Raw genomic sequence first — 20,736 nt, 5'->3', positions numbered from 1 at the left:
CCATGGGAAGGAACAGACCGTCCGGTTCCACACCGCGCCGGATCGCCGCCGCGACCGTCGCCCTGCTGCTCTGCGCCGCATCCGCCGCCTGTCGCGGCGGGGACACCGAGACCGACGCCTCCGGGGTGAAGTCCGACGTCGGGGTCACCGCGGAACCCTGCCCGGAGGCGGTGGACCGGAACAAGGGATGCATCTACCTCGGCATCATCTCCGACCTGACCGAGGGACCGTTCCGGGCGTTGGCAGTGCCGATCACCGACGCCCAGAAGGCGTTCTGGAAGCGGGTGAACACCGCCGGCGGGATCGGCGACTACGAGGTCGACGTGACCCGGTGGATCCGGGACAACAAGTACAACCCGCAGACGCACAACCAGGTGTACCAGGAGATGAAGCCGAACGTGCTGGCCCTGGCCCAGACCCTCGGCTCGCCGACCACCGCCGCGATCCTGGCCGACATGAAGGCGAGCAACGTGGTCGCGGCGCCGGCCGCCTGGACCTCGGCGTACGCCTTCGAGGACGTGATCGTCGAATCCGGTGCCAACTACTGCCTGGAGTCGATGAACGCGCTCGACTACGCGCGGGAGGCGCACGGGGTGAAGTCGGTGCTGGCGGTGCACCTGGCCGGTGACTACGGCGACGACGCGGCGGCCGGCGCCAAGCTCGCCGCGCAGAGCCTCGGGCTGAGCTTCACAGCGGTGAAGACCGACTCCGGCGCGGACAAGCAGGCCGGCGCGATCCAGGCGGTCCTCTCCGGCCGGCCCGACCTGGTGATGCTGACCATGGGACCGGCCGACGCGGCGGCGATCGTCGGCCAGGCCACCGCCCGGGGCTTCGCCGGCCGGTTCATCGGCACCAGCCCGACCTGGAATCCGGCCCTGTTGCAGAGTGCCGCCGCGCCCGCCCTGCTGGCCCGTTACGAGCAGACCGCACCCTGGGACGCGTGGGGCAGCGACACCCCCGGGCACCGGGCGCTGCGCGAGGCGCTCGGCCAGGTCACCCCGAACGACGGGTACACCGCCGGCTGGGTCTGGTCGTATCCGCTGAAGGCGGCGCTGACCAGGGCGGTGGCCGACGGCGACCTGACCCGGGCCGGGCTGCTGGCCGCCGTGAAGTCGCTGACCTCGGTCGACTACGAGGGCATGCTGCCGGCCGGTGCCGGCAACTACGCCGCCGGGCCGGCTGACGGCGCCGTGCGGGTCTCCGCGGTGTACCGGCCGGACCGGGCCGCCCCGACCGGGGTGGTCCAGGTGCGGCCGTTGACCGCCGGCCCGACCGCGCAGGCGTACAGCCTGGACCGGCCCTGCTACGAGAAGCTCTGACGGTCGCGGTCGCGGTCGCGGTCGGGATCGGGATCGCGGCCGGGCCGGGGCCGGCTCGCGTCCGCAGTCGGGGTTGCGATTTCAGTCGAGGTCGCGGTCGAGGTGGCGACCGTGGGACCGGCCGACCGACCGGGATTCCGGGGGTGGGCCGGGGAGGGGGTGAGCAGCCGCGGTCGGCCGGTCAACGGGCCAGCCGGTCGACCGCGGCCACCACCGCGCCGGCGCCGTCCTCGGCGGCCAGCCGGTCGGCGAAGCGGCGGGCCCGGCTCCGTAGGCCCGGCTCGGTCACCGCGGCCCGGATCGCGTCGGCCAGCCCGGCCTCGTCGAGCCGACGCAGCGGCAGCACCCCGGGTGCGGCGCCGAGGGCGGCCAGCCGGGCAGCCCAGAACGGCTGGTCGGCGAGGACCGGCACCGGCACCGCCGGCACCCCGGCCCGCAGACCCGCCCCGGTCGTTCCGCAGCCGGCGTGGTGGACCAGCGCGGCCATCCGGGGAAAGAGCCAGTCGTGCGGTACGTCCCCGACGGTGAGCACATCCCCCTCCCGGTACGGGTCCGCGCCGGCACCTGGGCGCCCCTGCAAGATCCCGCGTACCCCGGCCCGGCGCAGCGCGCCGACGACCAGGGCGTGCAGTCCGTCCCCGGTGTCGGTGAGGCTGCCGAAGCCGACGTAGACCGGCGGCGGGCCGGCGGCGAGGAAGTCGACCAGCTCGCCCGGCGGGCGCCAGCCGGCCCCGCCGGCCGGCCACCAGTAGCCGACCACCTCCAGCCCGGCCGGCCAGTCGGGTGGTCGGGGCAGCACGGCCGGGCTGAAGCCGTGCAGCACCGCCCAGCCGTCGGCGGTGGCCAGCCGCTCCAGCCGGCCGAGGCCGACCGGCGGCAGGCCGAGCCGGGCACGCAGCCGGCGAGAGGCGTCGGCGTAGACCCGGTCGGCCAGCCTGCGGCCGAGCCACCCGGCGAGCCGGTTCCCCCAGCCGCCCAGCGTGCGCACCCCGAGCACGACCGGCGGGAACGCCCGGGTGGGTGCGGTCGGCTGGAGGAAGACCCCGAGGCACGGGATGCCGTGGTACTGCGCCACCGAGTAGCCCAGCGGCGCGGTCGTGCTGGACAGCAGTAGCACGTCGGTCCCGGTCCCGGCCGCGGTCGCGATGCCGGTGCCGAGTTCACCGACGAACCGGCGGCCGAGCCGGACGAAGTCGAGCAGCCCGGGGGCGCCCGGAACGGACCATCCGGGACGGCGTTCGGCGGTGCCGGCCCGGAGCGCGGCCAGGTCCCCGCCGATCGGCCGGAACTCCAGGCCGGCCCCGGTGACCAGGCCGGCGTACGGCGCCGGGGCGGCGACCGTCACCCGGTGACCGGCAGCCCGCAGCCGGGCGCCGAGGCCGGTGTAGGGGGCGACGTCACCGAGCGAACCGGCGGTGACGATCAGGACCCGCATGGCGCCCTCCCCGCGGGCCGGGCTGTCGGTGCGGAGGCGGCGGGCCGGCCACGACCCGGCACCCGACCGGGCCGTGTGCCGCGCACCCGTCGACCGTCGACCCCGACCCGGCTCGGGAGCGGGTGTCGGCCGGCCGTCGCGGGGTACCCGGAGTCTACGTCCGTACCGGCGCCGGCCCGGGCCGGTTGTCCGGAAGCGGGCCCGGCGAAAGGGTCCGCTTCCCGTCGCGGGCGAAGCAGTACGGCGCTTCGAGGATTCTTCGCACCTCCTGCGGGTAGATGGCCGGATGACGTTCAGATCCGGGCGGTACGACGCGAACCGCGGGGAGGCGTCCGAGCCGTCTGCCAGCCGGCCCGGTGCGCGGCGTCCGCGCGTGGTGATCATCTACGCCAGCGCGGGAGCCGGGCACGACGGCGCGAGCCGGGAACTCGCCGGCCGGCTGCGCGACCGTGGCCTGCTGGCGGAGTGCGTGGACCTGGCCGACATCTTTCCCTGGGGACTGGGCCGGCTGCTGCGCGGCACCTACCACGGGATGCTGAGCCGGCTGCCGTGGATCTACGGGCTGCTCTTCGCGATCGGCGGCAACTTCAGCCGGGCCGCACCGATCACCCGGGCACTGCTGCGACCGGTGTGGCCCCGGGTACTCCGGATGTTGCCCCCGGACACCCGGGCGGTGGTCTCGACGTACCCGGTGGTCAGCCAGATCGTCGGGCCGCTGCGCCGGGACGGGCGGCTCGCCGTACCGGTGATCACCTATCTGACCGACTTCGCGGTGAACCCGATCTGGGTCTCGCCCGGTATCGACGTGCACTGCGCGGCGCACCGCACCACCCGGGCCGAGGCCAGGGCGCTGGGTGCGGGTGAGGTCCGGGTGGCCGGCCGGATGGTCTCGGCCGGCTTCCGTCCGGGCTCCGCGGCGGAGAAGCGGCGCGCCCGGGAACGCCTGGGGCTGCCCGTCGACGCCCGGCTCGCCCTGCTGGTCGCCGGCTCCTGGGGGGTGGGCGCGGTGGCCCGGACGGCGGCCGAGATCGCGCGTACCGGTGCGGCGGTGCCGGTGGTGGTCTGCGGGCGGAACGAGGCGCTGTTCCGCAGGTTGAGCCGGCGCGGCAGCGGGCACGTCTTCGGCTGGGTCGACGACATGCCGGAGCTGCTGCGCGCCGCCGACGTGCTGGTGGAGAACGCCGGTGGGCTCACCGCACTGGAGGCGATGGCCTGTGGCCTGCCGGTCGCCACCTACCGGCCGATCCCCGGGCACGGCCGGGCGAACGCGGCCACCATGGCCCGGGCCGGGGTGGCGAGCTGGGTGCGCCGGGCCGCCGACCTGGGGCCCACCCTGGTCGAGCTGGCCGAGGGTACGGCCGGCGAGCGGCAGCGGGCCGCCGGGCTGGCCCTGTTCGAGACCGATCCCGCGGCGGTGGTCGCCGACGTCGCCCTGGGCGGCGCGCCGACCGGACCGGCAGCGGTGACGTCTCAGGCCGGCTACGGTCCGCCGACGCCCGGCGATCCGGTCGGGCTTGCCGACCGGACGGTGCCGACCGGTCCGGAGCTGCCCGCCGAGGTCCCGGCGGGGGTGGCCGCCGTGCCGTCCCGCCGGACGCTGACCCGGTGGGTGGGGCTGCGGGCCGGCGTGGCGAGACTGCGGATCGGCGCGGACCAGCCCCGGGCCGACGGCAGCCGCCCGGCGAACCGTCCGGACCGGCAAGGCTGAGGTGCCGATCCGACCTCCTGCCGTCGATTCCGTCGTGGGGACGCCGCCCGGGTGGCTCGGCACCGGGGTGGCCCGGCGGGCCGATCCGAAAGGTACGACCCGGTGAACGGCATCGCCATCGCGCTCGGACTCGCCTCGGCCGCCTTCTTCGCGGTGAGTTCGGTGCTGGAACAGCAGGCGGCCAAACGTGAACGGCCGACCCGGACCATCGACCCGCGGTTGCTGATCCGGCTGCTGCACCGGCGGCTGTGGCTGTTCGGCTCGACCGCGGACGCGTTCGGCACCGTGCTCCAGGCGCTGGCGCTGCGGTTCGGCGCCCTCGCCCTGGTCGAACCGCTGCTGGTCAGCGGCCTCTTCATGGCGATACCGCTGGAGGCGGCGATCGAGCGGCGCCGGCCGCACCGCCGGGACCTCCTGGTGGTGCTGCTCGGGGTGGTCGGACTGACCGGGTTCCTGCTCGCCGCCAACCCCCGGGGCGGGGTGACGGAGCCGAAGACGTTGGCCTGGATCGGCGTCACGGTGGCGGTCGGCACGCTTGTCACCATCTGCCTGCTGGTGGCCTGGCGTACCCAGGACGCCACCCGGGGCCTGATGCTCGGCATCGCCACCGGCCTGCTCTATGCGATGGCAGCCGCCCTGGTCAAGACCGTGATCGAGAAGCTGCCGGAGCAGCCGGGCGAGATCTTCACCAACTGGCACGTCTACGCCCTCGTCCTGGTCGGCGGCACCGCGTTGACGCTGAACCAGAACGCGTTCCAGGGCGGGCCGATCGCCGCCCCGCTGACCGCGATCGCCCTGCTCGACCCGTTCGGCGGCGTGCTGATCGGAGTCTTCGCCTTCGAGGAGCGACTCTCCCTGGAGGGGCCCCGGCTCTTCTTCGGCCTGGTCGCGGTGGCGGCGATGGTGATCGGCATCTGGATGGCCCGGCGTACCCAGTCAAGATGACACGCCGACCGGTGACGGTCGATCCGCCGCCCTGGTCGGCCCGGTCCGGGCTACACCGACACGGGCCGTCGAACACGCCGAGAGGAATTCGGCAGGCCGCACCGCCCAGCGTGGGAATTTCGGTACTCTCGGTGAAGATTACTGAGCGCGAGTGGTGGGTTACGACCGATCCGGCGCGGCGGTCTGGCGCGGCCCCGCTGAGCCGACTGGACCTCGCGAGAGGCGGCAGCGTGCTTCATCTGACCGACGATGCCTCCGACCATCCGTCCGCGGACCGGCCGGGTGGGCGGCGGCAGCCGGACACCGTACTGGCCGGCGAGAACTTCCCGGTCGCGCTCCGCGTCCTGCCGGCCCGGATCCGCCGGCACCTGCTCGCCCTCTACGGGTACGCCCGGTACGTCGACGACCTCGGCGACGAGCCGGACATCTCCGGCCGGGACGAGTCGCCGGCCGCCCGGCTCGCCGGACTGGACCGGTTCGACCGCGAGGTACGCGCCCTCTACCACGGCCGGCTGCCCCGGCACCCGGTACTGGTCCGGCTGGCGCCCACCGTTGTCGACTGCCGGCTGCCGATCGACCCGCTGCTGCGGCTGATCGAGGCGAACCGCCGCGACCAGGTGGTGAACCGCTACCCGACCTTCGGCGCGCTCGTCGACTACTGCCATTTCTCCGCCGACCCGGTCGGCGAACTGGTGCTGCACGTCTTCGGTGCCGCCTCGCCGGACCGGATCCGGCTCTCCAACCGGATCTGCACCGCGTTGCAGGTGGTGGAGCACCTCCAGGACGTCGCCGAGGACCGCCGCCGGGGCCGGATCTACCTGCCGACCGAGGAGTTGGCGGCGGCCGGGGTGGCCGAGGAGGACCTGGATGCACCCCGGGCCGGCGACCGGCTCCGGACGGTGGTCCGGCGCCAGGCAAGGCGGGCCGCCGACCTGCTCGACGCGGGCGCGCCGCTCGTCGGTGACCTGCACGGCTGGGCCCGGCTGGCGGTCGGCGGTTACCTCGCCGGTGGCCGGGCCGCGCTGGCCGCCCTGGCCCGGGCCGACCACGACCCGCTGCCCGGACCGCCGAAGCCGACCCGGGCCGGCGTCGCCGCCGCGTGGCTGCGGTCGTACCGGCCGTTCCGGGTCGCGCTGCACCCGAGCGGGGCGCGCGGATGACCGCCGACGCCGGGCTGGAGCGCGCCTACCGGGAGTGCGCCCGGGTGACCCGCAGCCAGGCCCGCAACTTCTCGTACGGGATCCGGCTGCTCCGCCCCGACCGACGCGCCGCGCTCTGCGCGGTGTACGCGGTCGCCCGCCGCATCGACGACATCGGCGACGGGGACCTGCCCGCCGCCACCAAGCTGGCCCGGCTCGACCAGGTCCGGGCGGCCCTGCACCGGCTGCCGGAGACCGGCGGCGACCCGGTACTCGTCGCCCTGGCCGACGCCGCCGCCCGGCTGCCGATTCCGGTGGCCGCCTTCGACGAACTGGTCGACGGCTGCGTGGCCGACGTCCGGGGCGTCGGCTACGAGACCTTCGAGGAACTGGTCGGCTACTGCCGCTGCGTCGCCGGGTCGATCGGCCGGCTCTCGCTCGGCGTCTTCGCGCTGCGTCCCTCGGTGGACCGGGCGGCCGCCGCCGAACTCGCCGACACCCTGGGGATCGCGCTGCAACTGACGAACATCCTGCGGGACATCCTGGAGGACGGTGCCGCCGGCCGGACCTACCTGCCCCGCCGGGACCTGGAGCGGTTCGGCTGCACCCTGGAACTCGGCCCGGACGGCGGGCTGACCGACCCGCCGGACCGGCTCGCCGGACTGGTCCGCTGGCAGGCCCGCCGGGCCGAGCGGTACTACCAGACCGGCTTGCGCCTGCTGCCCCTGCTGGACCGGCGCAGCGCGGCCTGCGTGGCGGCGATGGCCGGCATCTACCACCGGCTGCTGGCCCGGATGGTGGCCGACCCGCTGGCGGCGACCCGGCAGCGGATCTCGCTGCCCGGCTGGGAGAAGGCGTACGTCGCGGCGCGGGCGATGACCCGGAGCGCGCCGTGACCGACGGGGGAGTCTGCGTGGTCGGGGGTGGACTGGCCGGTATCGCCGCCGCCGTGCGGCTGCTGGACGCCGGGCACCGGGTCACCCTGGTGGAGGCGCGTCCGGCACTCGGCGGCGCCACCTACTCGTTCCGGCGCGGCGAGCTGACCGTGGACACCGGCCAGCACGTCTTCCTCCGCTGCTACCAGCAGTACCGGGACCTGCTGGTCCGGCTCGGCAGCGCCGACCGGGCGGCCGTGCAGGACGGGTTCGCGGTGCCGATCGTCCGGGTCGGCGGGCCGCCGCACGTGCTGGCCCGCAACCGCCGGCTGCCGGCCCCGGCCCACCTGCTGCCGGCGCTGCTCGGCTATCGTCCGCTGCGGGTCGGTCAACGGCTGGCGGCGGTCCGGGCGGCGGCGGCGCTGCGCCGGATAGAGCCGGACGACCCGGCCGCCGACCGGGTCAGTTTCGGCGCCTGGCTGGCCGCGCACGGGCAGGACGCGCCGACCGTGGCCCGGCTCTGGGAACTGATCTGCACCGCCGCGCTGAACGCCCCGCCGGAGCGGGCCTCGCTGGCGCTGGCCGCCCGGGTGTTCCGGACCGGACTGCTCGACCGGGCGGACGCCGCCGACATCGGCCGGCCGACCGCGCCGCTGGCCGAACTGCACGGTGCGCCGGCCGCCGTACTGCTCCGGCGGCGCGGCGCGACGGTCCGCACCGGGGTACGCGTCCAGCAGATCCGCCCCGAGGGGAGCCGGTTCCAGGTCACCGGGGACGGCATCGAGCTGACCGCCGACGCGGTGGTACTCGCCGTGCCGCATCCGCAGGCCGCCCGGCTGGTGCCGGCCGAGGCTGCGCCGGACCGGGCGCGCTGGGCCCGCCTCGGTGCCGCACCGATCGTCAACGTGCACGTGCACTACGAGCAGCGGGTCACCGAGCTGGAGTTCGCGGCCGGGCTGGACACTCCGGTGCAGTGGGTCTTCGACCGGACCCCGCCCGGCGGCTCCGGGCAGTACCTGGTGGTCTCCATCTCCGCCGCCGAGCAGGTGCTCGCGGTCCGGGCGGGCGACCTGGTCCGGACCCACCTGACCGCGCTGGCGGAACTCTTCCCGGCGGCCCGGCGGGTCCGGGTCCGGGACGCGTTCGTGACCCGGGAACCCCGGGCGACGTTCCGGCAGGAGCCGGGGTCCCGCAGCGCCCGGCCGCCGGCCCGGACCCGGGCACCCGGGCTGGCCCTGGCCGGCGCGTGGACCGACACCGGCTGGCCGGACACGATGGAGGGCGCGGTACGCAGCGGGCACCGCGCCGCCGACGTGGTGCTCGGCCACCTCGGGTCGACATCACCGGCGGAGGCACCGGCATGACCGAGCGCAGCGAGGAGACGACATGACCGTGATGCTGCCCAGCGCCCTCGCCCAGGTGGACGAACTCGTCCAGCCCGAGATCCGGGCGGCGCTGGAACGGATCGACGAGCGTACCCGGCTGGTCGCCGGCTACCAGCTCGGCTACTGGGACGCGTCCGGTGAGCCCGCCGGCCGGGGCGGCAAGGGGCTGCGCCCGGCGCTGGCGCTGCTCTCCGCCCAGGCCGCCGGCCAGCCGGTACACCGGGGCCTGCCGGCGGCGGTCGCGGTCGAACTGGTGCACAACTTCTCGCTGCTGCACGACGACGTGATCGACGGTGACCGGGAGCGGCGGCACCGGCCGACGGCCTGGGCGGCGTTCGGGATCGGGCCGGCGATCCTGGCCGGGGACGCCATGCTGAGCCTCGCCGACGAGGTACTCGCCGACGACCCGGACCTGGACGTCCGGGCCGGACTGACCACGATGCACACGGCGGTACGCCGGCTGATCGCCGGCCAGGCGGCCGACGTGGCGTTCGAGTCCCGTTCCGACGTCACGCTCGACGAGTGCCTGGCGATGGCCCGGGACAAGACGGCCGCCCTGCTCTCCTGCTCCGCGACGCTGGGCGCGGTGCTCTGCGGCGCACCGGCGACGCTCGTCGACGGCCTGGCCCGGTACGGCGAACGGCTCGGCCTGGCCTTCCAGCTGGTCGACGACCTGCTCGGCATCTGGGGCGAGCCGGCGGTGACCGGCAAGCCGGTGCTGGCCGACCTGCGGGCCCGGAAGAAGTCGGTGCCGGTGGTCCGGGCCCTCACCTCGGGCGGTCCGGCCGGGGAGCAGCTCGCCGACCTGTACGTCCGGCCGGACGAGCTCTCCGACGCCGACCTGGGCCTGGCCGCCGCGTTGATCGAGGAGACCGGCGCCCGGGACTGGACCGAGAAGCAGGCCGACCGGCTGCTCACCGAGGCGCTGGCCGAGCTGGACCGGTTGGGCGAGCCCGGCACGGCCGGGGACCGCTCCGGCGTGCACGCCGACCTGGTGGCGGTCGCGCACTTCATGACGGGACGGGACCACTGATGGCCTCGACACTCTCCACCGACGACGGCAGCCCCACCCTCGCGCCCGAGGGGCCGGGCGGGGGCACCATCCGTCCGGCGGACGCCCGGCGGGGGACCCTCTCGTCCGTCGAAGCGGCCCTGGAGCGGGCCCGGGACCTGCTGCTGGCCCGCCAGCAGCCGGGCGGCTGGTGGCAGGGCGAGTTGGAGACGAACGTGACGATGGAGGCCGAGGACCTGCTGCTGCGGGAGTTCCTGGGCATCCGTACCGAGCTGGAGACCGCGCCGACGGCCCGGTGGATCCGGTCGAAGCAGGGCGCCGACGGCGCCTGGGCGACCTTCCACGGCGGGCCGGGCGACCTCTCCACCACCATCGAGGCGTACGCGGCGCTGCGGCTCGCCGGTGACCCGCCGGAGGCCGGACACATGTGCCGGGCCCGGGAGTTCGTCCTCGCGCACGGTGGTATCGAGCGGAGCCGGGTCTTCACCCGCCTCTGGCTGGCGCTGTTCGGGGAGTGGCCGTGGCACCGGCTGCCGGCGATCCCGCCCGAGGTCGTGCTGTTGCCGTCCTGGTTCCCGCTCAACGTCTACGACTTCGCCTGCTGGGCCCGGCAGACCATCGTGCCGCTGTCGGTGGTCCGCGCCCTGTGTCCGGTACGCCCGCTCGGCTTCTCGCTCGGCGAGCTGCGTACCGGACTGCCGGCGGAGCGGGAGACGGCGACCGGCAGGGCACGCTGGATGCACCGCCTCGACGGTGCACTGCGCGGCTACGAGCGCCACCCCGTCGGCCCGGTACGCCGCAACGCGCTGCGCCGGGCGGCCGAGTGGATCGTGGCCCGGCAGGAGGCGGACGGCTCCTGGGGCGGCATCCAGCCGCCCTGGGTCTACTCGCTCATCGCGCTGCACCTGCTCGGCTATCCGCTCTCCCATCCGGTGCTGCGCAGCGGACTGGCCGGGCTGGAGCGGTTCACCGTCCGGGAGGAGACCCCGGACGGCCCGGTACGCCGGCTGGAGGCGTGCCAGTCCCCGGTCTGGGACACCGCGCTGGCGGTGGTGGCACTCGCCGACGCCGGGCTGCCGGCCGAGCACCCGGCGCTGGGCACCGCCGCCGACTGGCTGCTCGCCGAGGAGGTTCGGGTGCCCGGCGACTGGTCGGTCCGCCGGCCCCGACTCGCGCCGGGCGGCTGGGCGTTCGAGTTCGACAACGACGGCTATCCGGACACCGACGACACCGCCGAGGTGTTGCTGGCGCTGCGCCGGGTCGGTGCCCCGCCGGCCATGCGACCGGCGATGGAGCGCGGTGTCCGCTGGTTGTGCGGGATGCAGTCCGCCGACGGCGGCTGGGCGGCGTTCGACGCCGACAACACCCGGAGGATCGCCCGTGACCTGCCGTTCTGTGACTTCGGCGAGGTGATCGACCCGCCGAGTGCGGACGTCACCGCGCACGTGGTGGAGGCGCTCTGCGCGGAGGGGCTGGCGGGGTCGGTCCCGGTCCGCCGGGGGGTGGCCTGGCTGCTGCGCCACCAGGAGGCGGACGGCTCCTGGTTCGGCCGGTGGGGGTCCAACCACGTCTACGGCACCGGCGCGGTCGTCCCGGCGCTGGTCGCCGCCGGAGTACGCCGGGACGACCCGAGGATCGTCCGGGCGGTCTGCTGGCTGCACCGGCGGCAGAACGCCGACGGCGGCTGGGGCGAGGACATGCGCTCCTACCGCGACCCGGCCTGGCGTGGGAAGGGCGACTCGACCGCCTCGCAGACCGCCTGGGCGCTGTTGGCCCTGCACGCCGCCCACTCCGGCGACTCGGCGTCGGTCCGGCGCGGGGTGGACTGGCTGGTGCGTACCCAGCGGCCGGACGGGGGCTGGGACGAGCCGCAGTACACCGGCACCGGCTTCCCCGGCGACTTCTACATCAACTACCACCTGTACCGGCTGGTGTTCCCGGTCAGCGCGCTCGGCCGGCTGCTGCACGATCCGGCCGACGTCGCCGGCCTTCGCGGGCCGGGCGAGGCGGCCCGGTCGGGTACCGAGCCCGGAGCGCCCAGTTGAGCGGGGAGAACTGGGTGCTCTTCGCACCGATGCGGGCGGAGGCGCACGCGCTGCGGCGCGGTCTGCCACCTGGCGCACCGCTGCGGCGTACCGGCAGGGGACCGGCCCGGGCCACCCGGGTGGCCGCCGGCCACCGCGACACGGCCGCGCTGGCGGTGGCCGGCATCGCCGGCGGCCTGGTGCCGACGCTGCGCACCGGGGACGTGGTGGTGGCCACCGAGGTACGCCGGGCCGGCGTGCTCGGCGGCGCCCCGGTAGCCTGCCCCGCCGCCCCGATGATCGCGGCGGCGCTGCGGCGGCGCGGCCTGACCGTCCACCTCGGACCGGTGGTGACCAGCCGGCGGATCGTGGCCGGCGCGGACCGGGCGCGGCTCGCCGGCACCGGCGCGATCGCGGTGGACACCGAGTCGGCGGCGCTGCTGGCCGGTGCCGCCGGCCGCCCCGTCGCCTGCGTACGGGTGATCGCCGACGTGCCGCCGCACCCGCTGTACCGGCCGGCGACGCTCGGCCGGGTGATCGCCGCGCTGCGGGTACTGCCCCGGCTCGGCCCGGCGCTTGTCGAGTGGGCGGCGGCGACCACCGCCCGGCAGGTCGTGCTGGCCGCGCCCCGGTCGTTCTGCGCCGGGGTGGAGCGGGCGATAAGCGTGGTGGAGCAGGCGCTCGACCGGCACGGCCCGCCGGTCTACGTCCGCAAGCAGATCGTGCACAACCTGCACGTCATCGCCGACCTGCAACGCCGGGGCGCGGTCTTCGTCGACGAGCTGGCCGAGATCCCGGACGGTGCGACCACGGTCTTCTCCGCGCACGGGGTGGCGCCGGCCGTCCGGCAGGCCGCCGCCGACCGGGGACTGCCGGTGATCGACGCGACCTGTCCACTCGTGACGAAGGTGCACAGCGAGGCCCGCCGGTTCGCCGGCCGGGGCAACACGGTGCTCTTCATCGGGCACGCCGGGCACGAGGAGACCGAGGGCACCCTCGGCGAGGCGCCCGGCCGGATCGCCCTGGTGGAGTCGGTCCGGGACGCCGAGCGGGTCGAGGTGGTCGACCCGGACCGGGTCTCCTACCTGGTGCAGACCACCCTGGCCGTCGACGAGGTGGCCGAGGTCCTCGACGTACTCCGGCGGCGGTTCCCCGCGCTGACCGGACCGGGCTCGGACGACATCTGCTACGCCACCACGAACCGGCAGGCGGCGTTGCGCGAGGTGGCCGCCGTCGCCGACGTCGTGCTGGTGCTCGGCTCGGCCAACTCCTCGAACTCGCGGCGCCTGGTCGAGGTGACCGAGCGCGGCGGCACCCCGGCCCACCTGGTCGACGACGTCGGGCAGGTCGACCTGCGCTGGCTCGCCGGGGTACGGACGGTCGGCGTCACCGCCGGAGCCTCGGCGCCGCCCTGGCTGGTCGACCAGACGGTGGCGGCGCTGGCCGGGCTCGGCGCCGACGCGGTACGGGAGCACACCACCCGGACCGAGGACGTGCACTTCACCCTTCCCAAGGAGATCCGAACGCCATGACGGGGACCAGTACGCGCAGCGTCGCGCGGGACCGCCGCGCGCCGATCGACAGGCCGACCGGGAAGGGGTGCTGAACATGGGCATGCCACTGCGCCAGAGCCTGCGGGTCGGCCGCTACCTGATGGAGCAGAAGCTGCGCCGGCGGACGCACTTCCCGCTGCTCGTCGAGCTGGAGCCGCTCTTCGCCTGCAACCTCGCCTGCGCCGGCTGCGGCAAGATCCAGCATCCGGCGGACGTGCTGAAGCGGCGGATGCCGGTGGAGCAGGCGCTTGCCGCGATCCAGGAGTGCGGGGCGCCGATGGTCTCGATCGCCGGCGGCGAGCCACTCATGCACCCGGAGATCGACCGGCTGGTCGACGAACTCGTCAAGCGCCGCAAGTACGTCTTCCTCTGCACCAACGCGGCGCTGCTGCGCAAGAAGCTGCACAAGTTCACCCCGTCCCGGTACTTCTCGTTCGCGGTGCACATCGACGGGCTGCGGGAGCGGCACGACGCCTCGGTCTGCAAGGAGGGCGTCTTCGACGAGGCGGTCGAGGCGGTGAAGGAGGCGAAGCGGCGCGGCTTCCGGGTCACCAGCAACACCACGTTCTTCTCCACCGACACCCCGCAGACCGTGATCGAGGTCCTCGACTATCTCAACGACGACCTGGGCGTGGACCAGATGATGCTCTCCCCGGCGTACGCCTACGACAAGGCGCCGGACCAGGAGCACTTCCTCGGGGTGGCGGAGACCCGGGCGATGTTCCGGAAGGCGTTCGGCGAGGGCCGTCGGAAGAAGTGGCGGCTGAACCACTCGCCGCTCTTCCTGGACTTCCTGGAGGGCCGGGTCGACTTCCCCTGCACCGCCTGGGCGATCCCGTCGTACTCGCTCTTCGGCTGGCAGCGCCCCTGCTATCTGCTCGGCGACGGCTACGCGCAGACGTACCAGGAGTTGGTCGAGACGACGGACTGGTCGTCGTACGGCCGGGGCCGGGACAGCCGCTGCGCCAACTGCATGGCGCACTGTGGGTACGAGCCGACCGCCGTACTCGCCACGATGTCCTCGCTGCGCGAGTCGATCCGAGCGATCCGCGCCAACTGAGGTGTAAGGAAGGGCCCCTTGTACAACAGAAAACGATAATAGGGGGCCCTTCCTTACACCTCAGCCGAACCGGTCGGCGAGCCGGCGGTAGGTGGCCGGCAGGGTGGCCCGGACCGCGATCGGCAGCACCATCCAGCGGGGCAGGCAGACCTCGTGCCGGCCGGTGAGCATGCCGGTGAGCAGGGCCTCGGCGGCCCGTTCCGCCGGTACCGGCCGGGGACGGCGGCGGGGGTACGGCCGGCCGCGCCGGTCGAAGAACGGGGTGTCCACCACGGCGGGGACGAGTTCGGTGACCACGATGCCCCGGCCGGTGGTCTCCTTGCGCAGACTGTCGGCGAAGACGCTCAGCCCGGCCTTGGTGCCGGCGTAGACCGCCTCCTCGCGTACGCCGAGCCGGCCGGCGATGGAGCCGACGAAGCCGAGCCGGCCGTTGCCCCGGGCCAGCATTCCGGGCAGCACCGCTCGGGCGAGCAGCATCGGGGCGGTCAGGTTCGCCGCGACCAGTGCCTGGATCTGGGCGTCGGTCATCCCGGTCAGCGGCCCGGCGAAGCCCTGGCCGGCGTTGTTGACCAGCAGGTCCACCCGACCGGCGGTGTCCAGCACCCGGGTGGCGAGTTCGGCCGTCCGGTCCGGGTCGGTGAGGTCGCACGGGATCGCCGTACCGCCGGACTCGGCGGCGACCGCCGCCAGCCGTTCGGGGTCGCGGCCGCTGAGGAAGACCCGTGCGCCGGCTCCGGCCAACCGGCGGGCTGCGGCGGCGCCGATTCCGGAGGACGCCCCGGTGACCAGGGCGACGGCGCCGGCCAGGCGACGGGAAGTCATACCGGTAGTGTCGCCCATCCGAGCCGGCCGAACCGGACGCAGCGCCGAACCGGGTGGACCGGCGGACCGGGTGGACCGGCGGACCGGGTGGACCGGCGGACCGGGTGGACCGGCGAGCCGTCGGAAGCGGGTCAGGGGGTGAGGTCGGCCAGGGTGGCGCGGAGGAAGGCCGGGGTCTCGGTCGGCGGCACGGCCTCGACACAGAGCCGTTCCATCGCCGCCGCGTAGTAGTCGACGTCGTCGCGCTTGTCCAGGTAGAGCGCGCTGGTGAGCTGTTCCATGTAGACGACGTCGGGGAGTTCCTGGTCGGGGAAGCGGAGCAGGCTGAACGCGCCACCGGCGGCGGCGTGTCCGCCGGCCCGGAACGGGATCACCTGGACGGTGACGTTGGGCAGCTTGCCGGCCTCGATCAGGTGCTCGATCTGGCCGCGCATCACCTCGGGCCCACCGATCGGCCGGCGCAGCGCCGCCTCGTCCACCACGGCCCAGAGCTGGGGCGCGCCGGGCCGGGTCAGCACCTTCTGCCGGTCCATCCGGAGCTCGACCCGGCGGTCGATCTCGTCCGGCGGCGCTCCGTCGTGGGCGAGCAGCACGACCGCCCGGGCGTAGTCCCGGGTCTGCAACAGCCCGGGGATGTACTGCACCTCGTACGCCCGGATCAGTGCCGCGGCGGCCTCCAGCCCCAGATAGGACTGGAACCAGTTGGGCAGCACGTCGCCGTACCGGTGCCACCAGCCGGGGTTGTTGGCCTGGCGAGCCAGCGAGAGCAGGGCGTTTCGCTCCGTCTCGTCGGTCACCTGGTAGAGGGTCAGCAGATCGGCGACGTCGCGTTCCTTGAATCCCACCCGGCCCAGCTCCATCCGGCTGATCTTGGACCCGGACGACCTGATCTCCCAGCCCGCGTCCTCGCGACTGACGCCCCTGGCCTCGCGCAGCTTGCGCAGCTGGCTGCCGAGCAGGATCCGCAGCACGGTGGGACCACCCGACATGCCGGGGTCGGCGGCTCCGCCCGCGAAGACCGGCCCACCGTCGACGAGAGGTTCGCCGTCGGCGACCTCGCCGTCCGGGACCGATCCCTGGCCGGATGGAGCCATCGTCACGTGTCGCCTCCACACATGCTCGACGCAGCCCACCGAAGGCTGGGCCAAATCCGTCGGTAAGCATGCCATGGCTGGACGGTGAGGAGGGTAGACCCAACGCGCTATTTTTCTCGACCCTTGTCCAGTCGGGATCATGGGAGCGTGTCGGAGCGGTGGCGAACGGTGGTGGTGGGGTGCCGGACGCCGGTGGCGGGGTACCAGACGTCCTAGGTACCGCCGGTTCAGCGGATGAGGTTGTCGAAATCGCCGTCCCGGGCACCGAGGATGAACGCGGTGATCTCGTCGGTGGTGTAGATCAGCGCCGGCCCGTCGGGGTCCCGGGAGTTGCGGACGGCGAAACCGGCGCCGCCGGGCAACTCGGCAACCTCGACGCAGTTCCCGCTGGGGTTGCTGCGGCGGCTCTTCTGCCAGGCGAGGGCGGGCAGTTGGCCGGTGGGCATGCCGTTGTACGTCTGAAACATCGCCAGTCTTTCTGGAGTTCCCGTAAGGGCTGGAGGCGGTGGGCGTCGCGTAGGCCCGAACTACGTTCCGAATTCCTCCCCGTGGACGCGTCCTCAGCCGTGCGGTGCGGAGCACCGCGTCCGGTCATCTCTGCATGACCATCTGCACGTGCATTCGCTCTTGCGTCTGCACCTGACAGCGAGCATGATAGCGCGGTAAGGGTGTGTCCGTTTGTTCACTTTTCGTAATGGAGGCGGAGGGCCGTTGCCAGCGCAACCGAAGCGTCGGGGACCAGGCAAGATCGCTGGCGTGCCCGCCTGCCTGGGCGGATGCGCGCCAACGCATCGCAACGGCTCGGTTCCGGCTCGTGCTGGCGTACGCAAAGATGGATCACAGACCGTAACCGTTTACTCCCCGCCACCGCCCTTCGGACAGGGATACGGTCCGGCCCACGACCCGTTCTCGAGCCGGGTCTCCTGAAGGGACACGGCACAGTGGATCCCTTCACCCTCGCCGCCGGGGCCGCCGCGGTCGCGGGACTCGGTGCGGCCTGGCAGATGCGTGGCCGGGTCCGGACCGTGCAGGCGGAGGTGGACCGGCTCCGCGAGGAGTTGCAGGCGGAACGGCACGCCGCCACCCACGACCCGCTGACCGGCCTGCTCAACCGGCGGGCCTTCTTCCAGATCGGTGCCGCGCTGGTCGCCGACCCCGGCCGGCCGCCGCTGGTCGCGGTGGTGCTGGACCTCGACGACTTCAAGCAGGTGAACGACCGGTTCGGCCACGCCGTCGGCGACCAGGTACTCGTCGCGGTCGCCTGGCGGTTCGCCGCGTACGCCGGCAACAACCTGGTGGCCCGGCTCGGCGGCGACGAGTTCGCCGGCCTGCTCGCCGGCACCCGCGCCGACGGACGCTGGCTGCACCAGTCCGCGCGACGGCTCGCGGAGTTGCTCGCGGCGCCGATCCAGGTCGCCGAGCGGGACCTGCGGGTCACCGCCTCGATCGGACTCGCCCCGGTGCACGGCTGCGCGCAACTGGCCGAGGTACTCGACCACGCCGACGCCGCGATGTACCGGGTGAAGACCAGACGGGCCCGGCTCGCCCCGGCCGACGTGGACGTCGCCGGTTGCACCAACCCGATCACGGGGTACGTGCAGAACCAGGCGCATCTCGGGCTGCCGAGCGGTACGCCCGGCGAGACCACCGGCACGCCCCGTGTGCCCCGCGAACTGATCGAGACGACGACACCCGGTGCCGAGTCAGGAGGGCAGTGACGACATGCCAGTACCCAACGTGGATCCGCACCGACGCGACCCGGCGGAGATCGACTCCACCGCCAGTTACCGGCCGACCGACCCGGTCTGGGTCTACCGGTCCGGCACCTGGCGCGCGGGGGTGGTCGAGGCCGCCTCGGCGCTGGCCGCCACGGTCACGTACCGGCCGAACAGTGCCCGGGGCACCGGGGTCGACACCCTCACCGCGCAGTACATGATCCGGCGGCAGGAGCCGGACCCGCTGCTCGACGGCGAACCGGTCGGGCTGCGTTGACGATGCCGGACCCGCTGCTCGACGCCGAACCGGTCGGGCAGCGTTGACGATGCTGACCAACCCCGGCCGAGGCGGCCGGTCGTCAGGCCCGGCGGTGTGTTGCGCTCAGCGGGAGCCCGACCGCCGGCCCGCGTAGGCGCCGAGCGCCGCGACCAGGCCGGCGCCGAGAGCCGAGCCGAGCGCCACCAGCACCGCACCGACCACCCAGAGCCCGTCGGCGTCCGGATCGGTGGCGGCGTCGACCGAGAAGGCCACGGTGAGCACCGCCGGTACGACGAGACCGGCCAGCCACGGCCGGCCCCGGCGCCCCGTCTCGAACACCAGCAGGGCCAGTACCAGCCCGAGGCCGAGCACCTGCCACGCCGAGTACGGCCCGGTCTGCGCCCCGGTGACCGGATCGGTCTCCTTCTGCTGGTCCCAGCCGAGGAACGCCCACCAGGCGAGCGCGGTGAGGGCGGCGAGCCCGACGATCCACAGCGGGGTCTGCCGGGTGTTCCCCGGCTGCCGTTCGGTCATACCAAGACTCTTCACCACCGGCCGGGCCCGGACCCGAGTACCCCTACTCAGCTACGCCGGGAACCGGAGTACAGCCTCGTACGCTGCGGGGGAGCAACCGCAGTAACGTGGATTTTTCGGGTTTACCGGGTGTTACGGTCAGAACCGGCAGCGTTTCTCGGGGGCACACCGACGCCGGAGAGGGACCGCGACCGACCTGCTGCGGTTCCGCTACCGGCGCCCGGACTTCCCTGACCGCACTGGGAGGTTGACTGGCATGTCCGGCATCGTCCTAACCCTCGGTTCCGGCGCCGATCGCCGCACCTTCCACCGGATGATGGCGGAGCTCACCCCGCGTGGCGACCTCGCCGAGACCCGGCTCGGTCCCGAACTGCTGGCCGGCGTGCAGCGGCTGCGGATCGTCGACCGGGAACGGGCGGTCCAGCCCTGGTGCTCCGCCGACGGCCGGTGGCTGCTCTGCTACAACGGCGAGGTCTACAACCATCGCGAACTCGCGGCCGAGCTGTCCAGGCTCGGCCGGCCGCCGCGCACCGACAGCGACACCGAGGTGGTGCTGGAGGCATTCCTGGCCTGGGGGCCGGAGGCGGTCACCCGGCTGCGCGGCGAGTTCGCCCTCGCCCTCGCCGACACCGCCACCGGACGGCTCTACCTGGCCCGCGACCCGCTCGGCGTGCGTCCGCTCTACTGGTCCCGGCACCTGCGCCGGCTGCACGTCGCCTCGGAGGTCAAGGCGCTGGCACCGGTCGGCGCACCGATCTCCGAACTGCCGCCAGGGCAGCACGGCTGGGCCGACGCGACCGGCGGACCCGATCTGGTGCCCTATCTGGACCTGGCCCGGCTCGGCACCGGGCAACCGCCGCTGCGGGACGTCGAGGAGGCGGCGGAACTGCTCCGCACCGCCGTCCGGGACAGCGTCCGGGCCCGTGTCGACACCGACCTCACCGTCGGGGTACTCCTCTCCGGCGGCCTGGCCAGCACCATCGCCCTGCTGCACGTCCAGCAACTGCACCACGACTGCGTGGCGTTCACCGTCGGCGCCGCGGACAGCCCGGACGTGCGGTACGCTCGCCGGCTGGCCGCCGAACTCGGCGTGCACCACGAGGTGATCGAGGTGCGGCCCCGGGACATCCAGCTCGACGACGTCCGGGCGGCCATCCGGATCTCCGAGCTGACCGAGTACGCCGACCTGATCGACGCGGTCGTCTCGGTGCCACTGTTCCGGCGGGTCCGGGACCTCGGCGTCCGGGTGGTGCTCACCGGCGACGGCGCCGACCACCTCTTCGGTGGACACCCGGGCTCGGACCCGGTGGGCCCGGAAGCCGCCGGCCAGCTCTTCCGGCACCGCATCCGCAACCTGTGCCGTACCGGGTTGCAGCGGGTGGACCGGACCGGGTTCGGGCACGGGGTGGAGGCCCGGCTGCCCTTCCTCGACCTGTCGCTCGTCGAGCTGGCGATGCGGCTGCCCGCCGGGGTGAAACTGCGGGACGGCCGGCGGAGCTGGATCCTCCGGCACGCGTTCGCCGACCTGCTGCCGGAGTACGTCCGGGACCGGCCGGCGGAGCAGCTCGCGTACGCCACGGGGTTGTACGAGGGAGTGCGGCCGTACCGGGCGATCTTCGCCCGCCAGTACCGGGCGTTCGGCTACGAGCTGTTGGAACCGGTGCGCCGGGACTTCGACACCGTACTGCGGCGCTGCGGCCACGACCTCGACCGCGCGGTGGCCACCGGCACGGCCCGGCCGGACGTCCTCGACCACGCCCGCGACCTGGCCGGGATGGCAAGGTGGAAGGTCGGCCCGGCCTGGCGTCGGCTGACCGGCTCCGGCCGGCACGGCTGAACCGCCGACGGCTGAATCCT

17 protein-coding genes and 2 pseudogenes are annotated in these 20,736 nt (G+C 74.2%); 14 read left to right on the top strand and 5 right to left on the bottom strand.

Features of this window, described 5'->3' with window-relative positions; all coding sequences use genetic code 11:
- The first annotated feature begins 2 nt into the window (after positions 1-2).
- Positions 3-1,319 carry an ABC transporter substrate-binding protein gene (locus O7626_RS16115; RefSeq protein ID WP_278061979.1) on the top strand — a complete coding sequence of 439 codons (1,317 nt, stop codon included), beginning with the start codon at positions 3-5 and terminating at the stop codon, positions 1,317-1,319.
- Positions 1,320-1,500: 181 nt separating this feature from the next.
- Here the strand turns inward: O7626_RS16115 and O7626_RS16110 are convergent, their stop codons facing one another.
- Positions 1,501-2,754 (bottom strand): glycosyltransferase, encoded by a 1,254-nt coding sequence (locus O7626_RS16110; RefSeq protein ID WP_278061978.1) that lies wholly within the window; start codon positions 2,752-2,754, stop codon positions 1,501-1,503.
- Positions 2,755-3,040: 286 nt separating this feature from the next.
- Between O7626_RS16110 and O7626_RS16105 the strand changes: the two genes are divergently transcribed.
- The 10 genes and pseudogenes from O7626_RS16105 to hpnH all read left to right on the top strand — a co-directional run bounded on the left by O7626_RS16105 (position 3,041) and on the right by hpnH (position 14,455).
- Positions 3,041-4,462 carry a glycosyltransferase gene (locus O7626_RS16105; protein ID WP_278061977.1) on the top strand — a complete coding sequence of 474 codons (1,422 nt, stop codon included), beginning with the start codon at positions 3,041-3,043 and terminating at the stop codon, positions 4,460-4,462.
- Positions 4,463-4,564: 102 nt separating this feature from the next.
- Positions 4,565-5,407, top strand: coding sequence for a DMT family transporter (locus O7626_RS16100; RefSeq protein ID WP_278061976.1), 843 nt, complete (start codon positions 4,565-4,567; stop codon positions 5,405-5,407).
- A 230-nt stretch (positions 5,408-5,637) separates the two neighbouring features.
- On the top strand, positions 5,638-6,567 hold the full coding sequence (hpnC, locus tag O7626_RS16095) for a squalene synthase HpnC (RefSeq protein ID WP_278061975.1): 930 nt from the start codon (positions 5,638-5,640) through the stop codon (positions 6,565-6,567).
- Entirely contained in the window at positions 6,564-7,442 is an 879-nt protein-coding gene (locus tag O7626_RS16090) for a squalene/phytoene synthase family protein (protein ID WP_278061974.1), read from the top strand. Before hpnC ends, O7626_RS16090 begins: the two co-directional genes overlap by 4 nt.
- Before the next feature lie 13 nt (positions 7,443-7,455).
- Positions 7,456-7,515, top strand: a pseudogene (locus O7626_RS16085) (hypothetical protein); the annotation flags it as partial.
- Positions 7,496-8,785, top strand: coding sequence for a hydroxysqualene dehydroxylase HpnE (gene hpnE / locus O7626_RS16080; RefSeq protein ID WP_278066181.1), 1,290 nt, complete (start codon positions 7,496-7,498; stop codon positions 8,783-8,785). The pseudogene O7626_RS16085 and the gene hpnE, both read left to right, overlap by 20 nt.
- 22 nt (positions 8,786-8,807) lie before the next feature.
- Positions 8,808-9,839 (top strand): polyprenyl synthetase family protein, encoded by a 1,032-nt coding sequence (locus tag O7626_RS16075; RefSeq protein WP_278061973.1) that lies wholly within the window; start codon positions 8,808-8,810, stop codon positions 9,837-9,839.
- Positions 9,839-11,863 (top strand): squalene--hopene cyclase, encoded by a 2,025-nt coding sequence (shc, locus tag O7626_RS16070; protein WP_278061972.1) that lies wholly within the window; start codon positions 9,839-9,841, stop codon positions 11,861-11,863. The genes O7626_RS16075 and shc overlap by 1 nt, the downstream gene beginning before the upstream one ends.
- Positions 11,860-13,374, top strand: a complete 1,515-nt coding sequence (ispH, locus tag O7626_RS16065) for a 4-hydroxy-3-methylbut-2-enyl diphosphate reductase (RefSeq protein ID WP_278061971.1) — start codon at positions 11,860-11,862, stop codon at positions 13,372-13,374. The genes shc and ispH overlap by 4 nt, the downstream gene beginning before the upstream one ends.
- Positions 13,375-13,450: 76 nt before the next feature.
- A complete protein-coding gene (gene hpnH / locus O7626_RS16060) occupies positions 13,451-14,455 on the top strand; it encodes an adenosyl-hopene transferase HpnH (protein WP_278061970.1) in 1,005 nt (334 codons plus the stop codon).
- A 60-nt stretch (positions 14,456-14,515) separates the two neighbouring features.
- Here the strand turns inward: hpnH and O7626_RS16055 are convergent, their stop codons facing one another.
- The 3 genes from O7626_RS16055 to O7626_RS16045 all read right to left on the bottom strand — a co-directional run bounded on the left by O7626_RS16055 (position 14,516) and on the right by O7626_RS16045 (position 16,838).
- Positions 14,516-15,277 (bottom strand): SDR family NAD(P)-dependent oxidoreductase, encoded by a 762-nt coding sequence (locus O7626_RS16055; protein ID WP_278061969.1) that lies wholly within the window; start codon positions 15,275-15,277, stop codon positions 14,516-14,518.
- 131 nt (positions 15,278-15,408) lie between these two features.
- Positions 15,409-16,266 (bottom strand): helix-turn-helix transcriptional regulator, encoded by an 858-nt coding sequence (locus O7626_RS16050; protein WP_278066180.1) that lies wholly within the window; start codon positions 16,264-16,266, stop codon positions 15,409-15,411.
- 332 nt (positions 16,267-16,598) lie between these two features.
- On the bottom strand, positions 16,599-16,838 hold the full coding sequence (locus O7626_RS16045; RefSeq protein WP_278061968.1) for a DUF397 domain-containing protein: 240 nt from the start codon (positions 16,836-16,838) through the stop codon (positions 16,599-16,601).
- Positions 16,839-17,312: 474 nt separating this feature from the next.
- On the opposite strand from O7626_RS16045, the pseudogene O7626_RS16040 reads away from it, so the two are divergent.
- Positions 17,313-17,900: pseudogene (locus tag O7626_RS16040) on the top strand (GGDEF domain-containing protein); the annotation flags it as partial.
- Between the two features lie 193 nt (positions 17,901-18,093).
- Complete coding sequence (locus O7626_RS16035) at positions 18,094-18,363, top strand: hypothetical protein (RefSeq protein ID WP_278061967.1); 270 nt, start codon at positions 18,094-18,096, stop codon at positions 18,361-18,363.
- Between the two features lie 105 nt (positions 18,364-18,468).
- On the opposite strand, the gene O7626_RS16030 is transcribed toward O7626_RS16035, so the two are convergent.
- Complete coding sequence (locus O7626_RS16030; RefSeq protein WP_278061966.1) at positions 18,469-18,879, bottom strand: hypothetical protein; 411 nt, start codon at positions 18,877-18,879, stop codon at positions 18,469-18,471.
- Between the two features lie 256 nt (positions 18,880-19,135).
- On the opposite strand from O7626_RS16030, the gene O7626_RS16025 reads away from it, so the two are divergent.
- Entirely contained in the window at positions 19,136-20,716 is a 1,581-nt protein-coding gene (locus O7626_RS16025) for an asparagine synthase-related protein (RefSeq protein ID WP_278061965.1), read from the top strand.
- The last annotated feature ends 20 nt before the right edge of the window (positions 20,717-20,736 follow it).

The organism is Micromonospora sp. WMMD1102, assembly GCF_029626265.1.
In the GTDB taxonomy this organism is placed as follows: domain Bacteria; phylum Actinomycetota; class Actinomycetes; order Mycobacteriales; family Micromonosporaceae; genus Plantactinospora.
Note: the sequence above shows the minus strand (reverse complement) of the source record. Positions and strands in the feature narration are given on the sequence as shown.

Coding starts and splice junctions, on each gene's coding strand:
- O7626_RS16115 (WP_278061979.1), top strand. CDS start 3: ATGGGAAGGAACAGACCGTCCGGTTCCACACCGCGCCGGATCGCCGCC.
- O7626_RS16110 (WP_278061978.1), bottom strand. CDS start 2,754: ATGCGGGTCCTGATCGTCACCGCCGGTTCGCTCGGTGACGTCGCCCCC.
- O7626_RS16105 (WP_278061977.1), top strand. CDS start 3,041: ATGACGTTCAGATCCGGGCGGTACGACGCGAACCGCGGGGAGGCGTCC.
- O7626_RS16090 (WP_278061974.1), top strand. CDS start 6,564: ATGACCGCCGACGCCGGGCTGGAGCGCGCCTACCGGGAGTGCGCCCGG.
- O7626_RS16075 (WP_278061973.1), top strand. CDS start 8,808: ATGACCGTGATGCTGCCCAGCGCCCTCGCCCAGGTGGACGAACTCGTC.
- shc (WP_278061972.1), top strand. CDS start 9,839: ATGGCCTCGACACTCTCCACCGACGACGGCAGCCCCACCCTCGCGCCC.
- hpnH (WP_278061970.1), top strand. CDS start 13,451: ATGGGCATGCCACTGCGCCAGAGCCTGCGGGTCGGCCGCTACCTGATG.
- O7626_RS16055 (WP_278061969.1), bottom strand. CDS start 15,277: ATGACTTCCCGTCGCCTGGCCGGCGCCGTCGCCCTGGTCACCGGGGCG.
- O7626_RS16050 (WP_278066180.1), bottom strand. CDS start 16,266: ATGTCGGGTGGTCCCACCGTGCTGCGGATCCTGCTCGGCAGCCAGCTG.
- O7626_RS16045 (WP_278061968.1), bottom strand. CDS start 16,838: ATGTTTCAGACGTACAACGGCATGCCCACCGGCCAACTGCCCGCCCTC.
- O7626_RS16035 (WP_278061967.1), top strand. CDS start 18,094: ATGCCAGTACCCAACGTGGATCCGCACCGACGCGACCCGGCGGAGATC.
- O7626_RS16030 (WP_278061966.1), bottom strand. CDS start 18,879: ATGACCGAACGGCAGCCGGGGAACACCCGGCAGACCCCGCTGTGGATC.
- O7626_RS16025 (WP_278061965.1), top strand. CDS start 19,136: ATGTCCGGCATCGTCCTAACCCTCGGTTCCGGCGCCGATCGCCGCACC.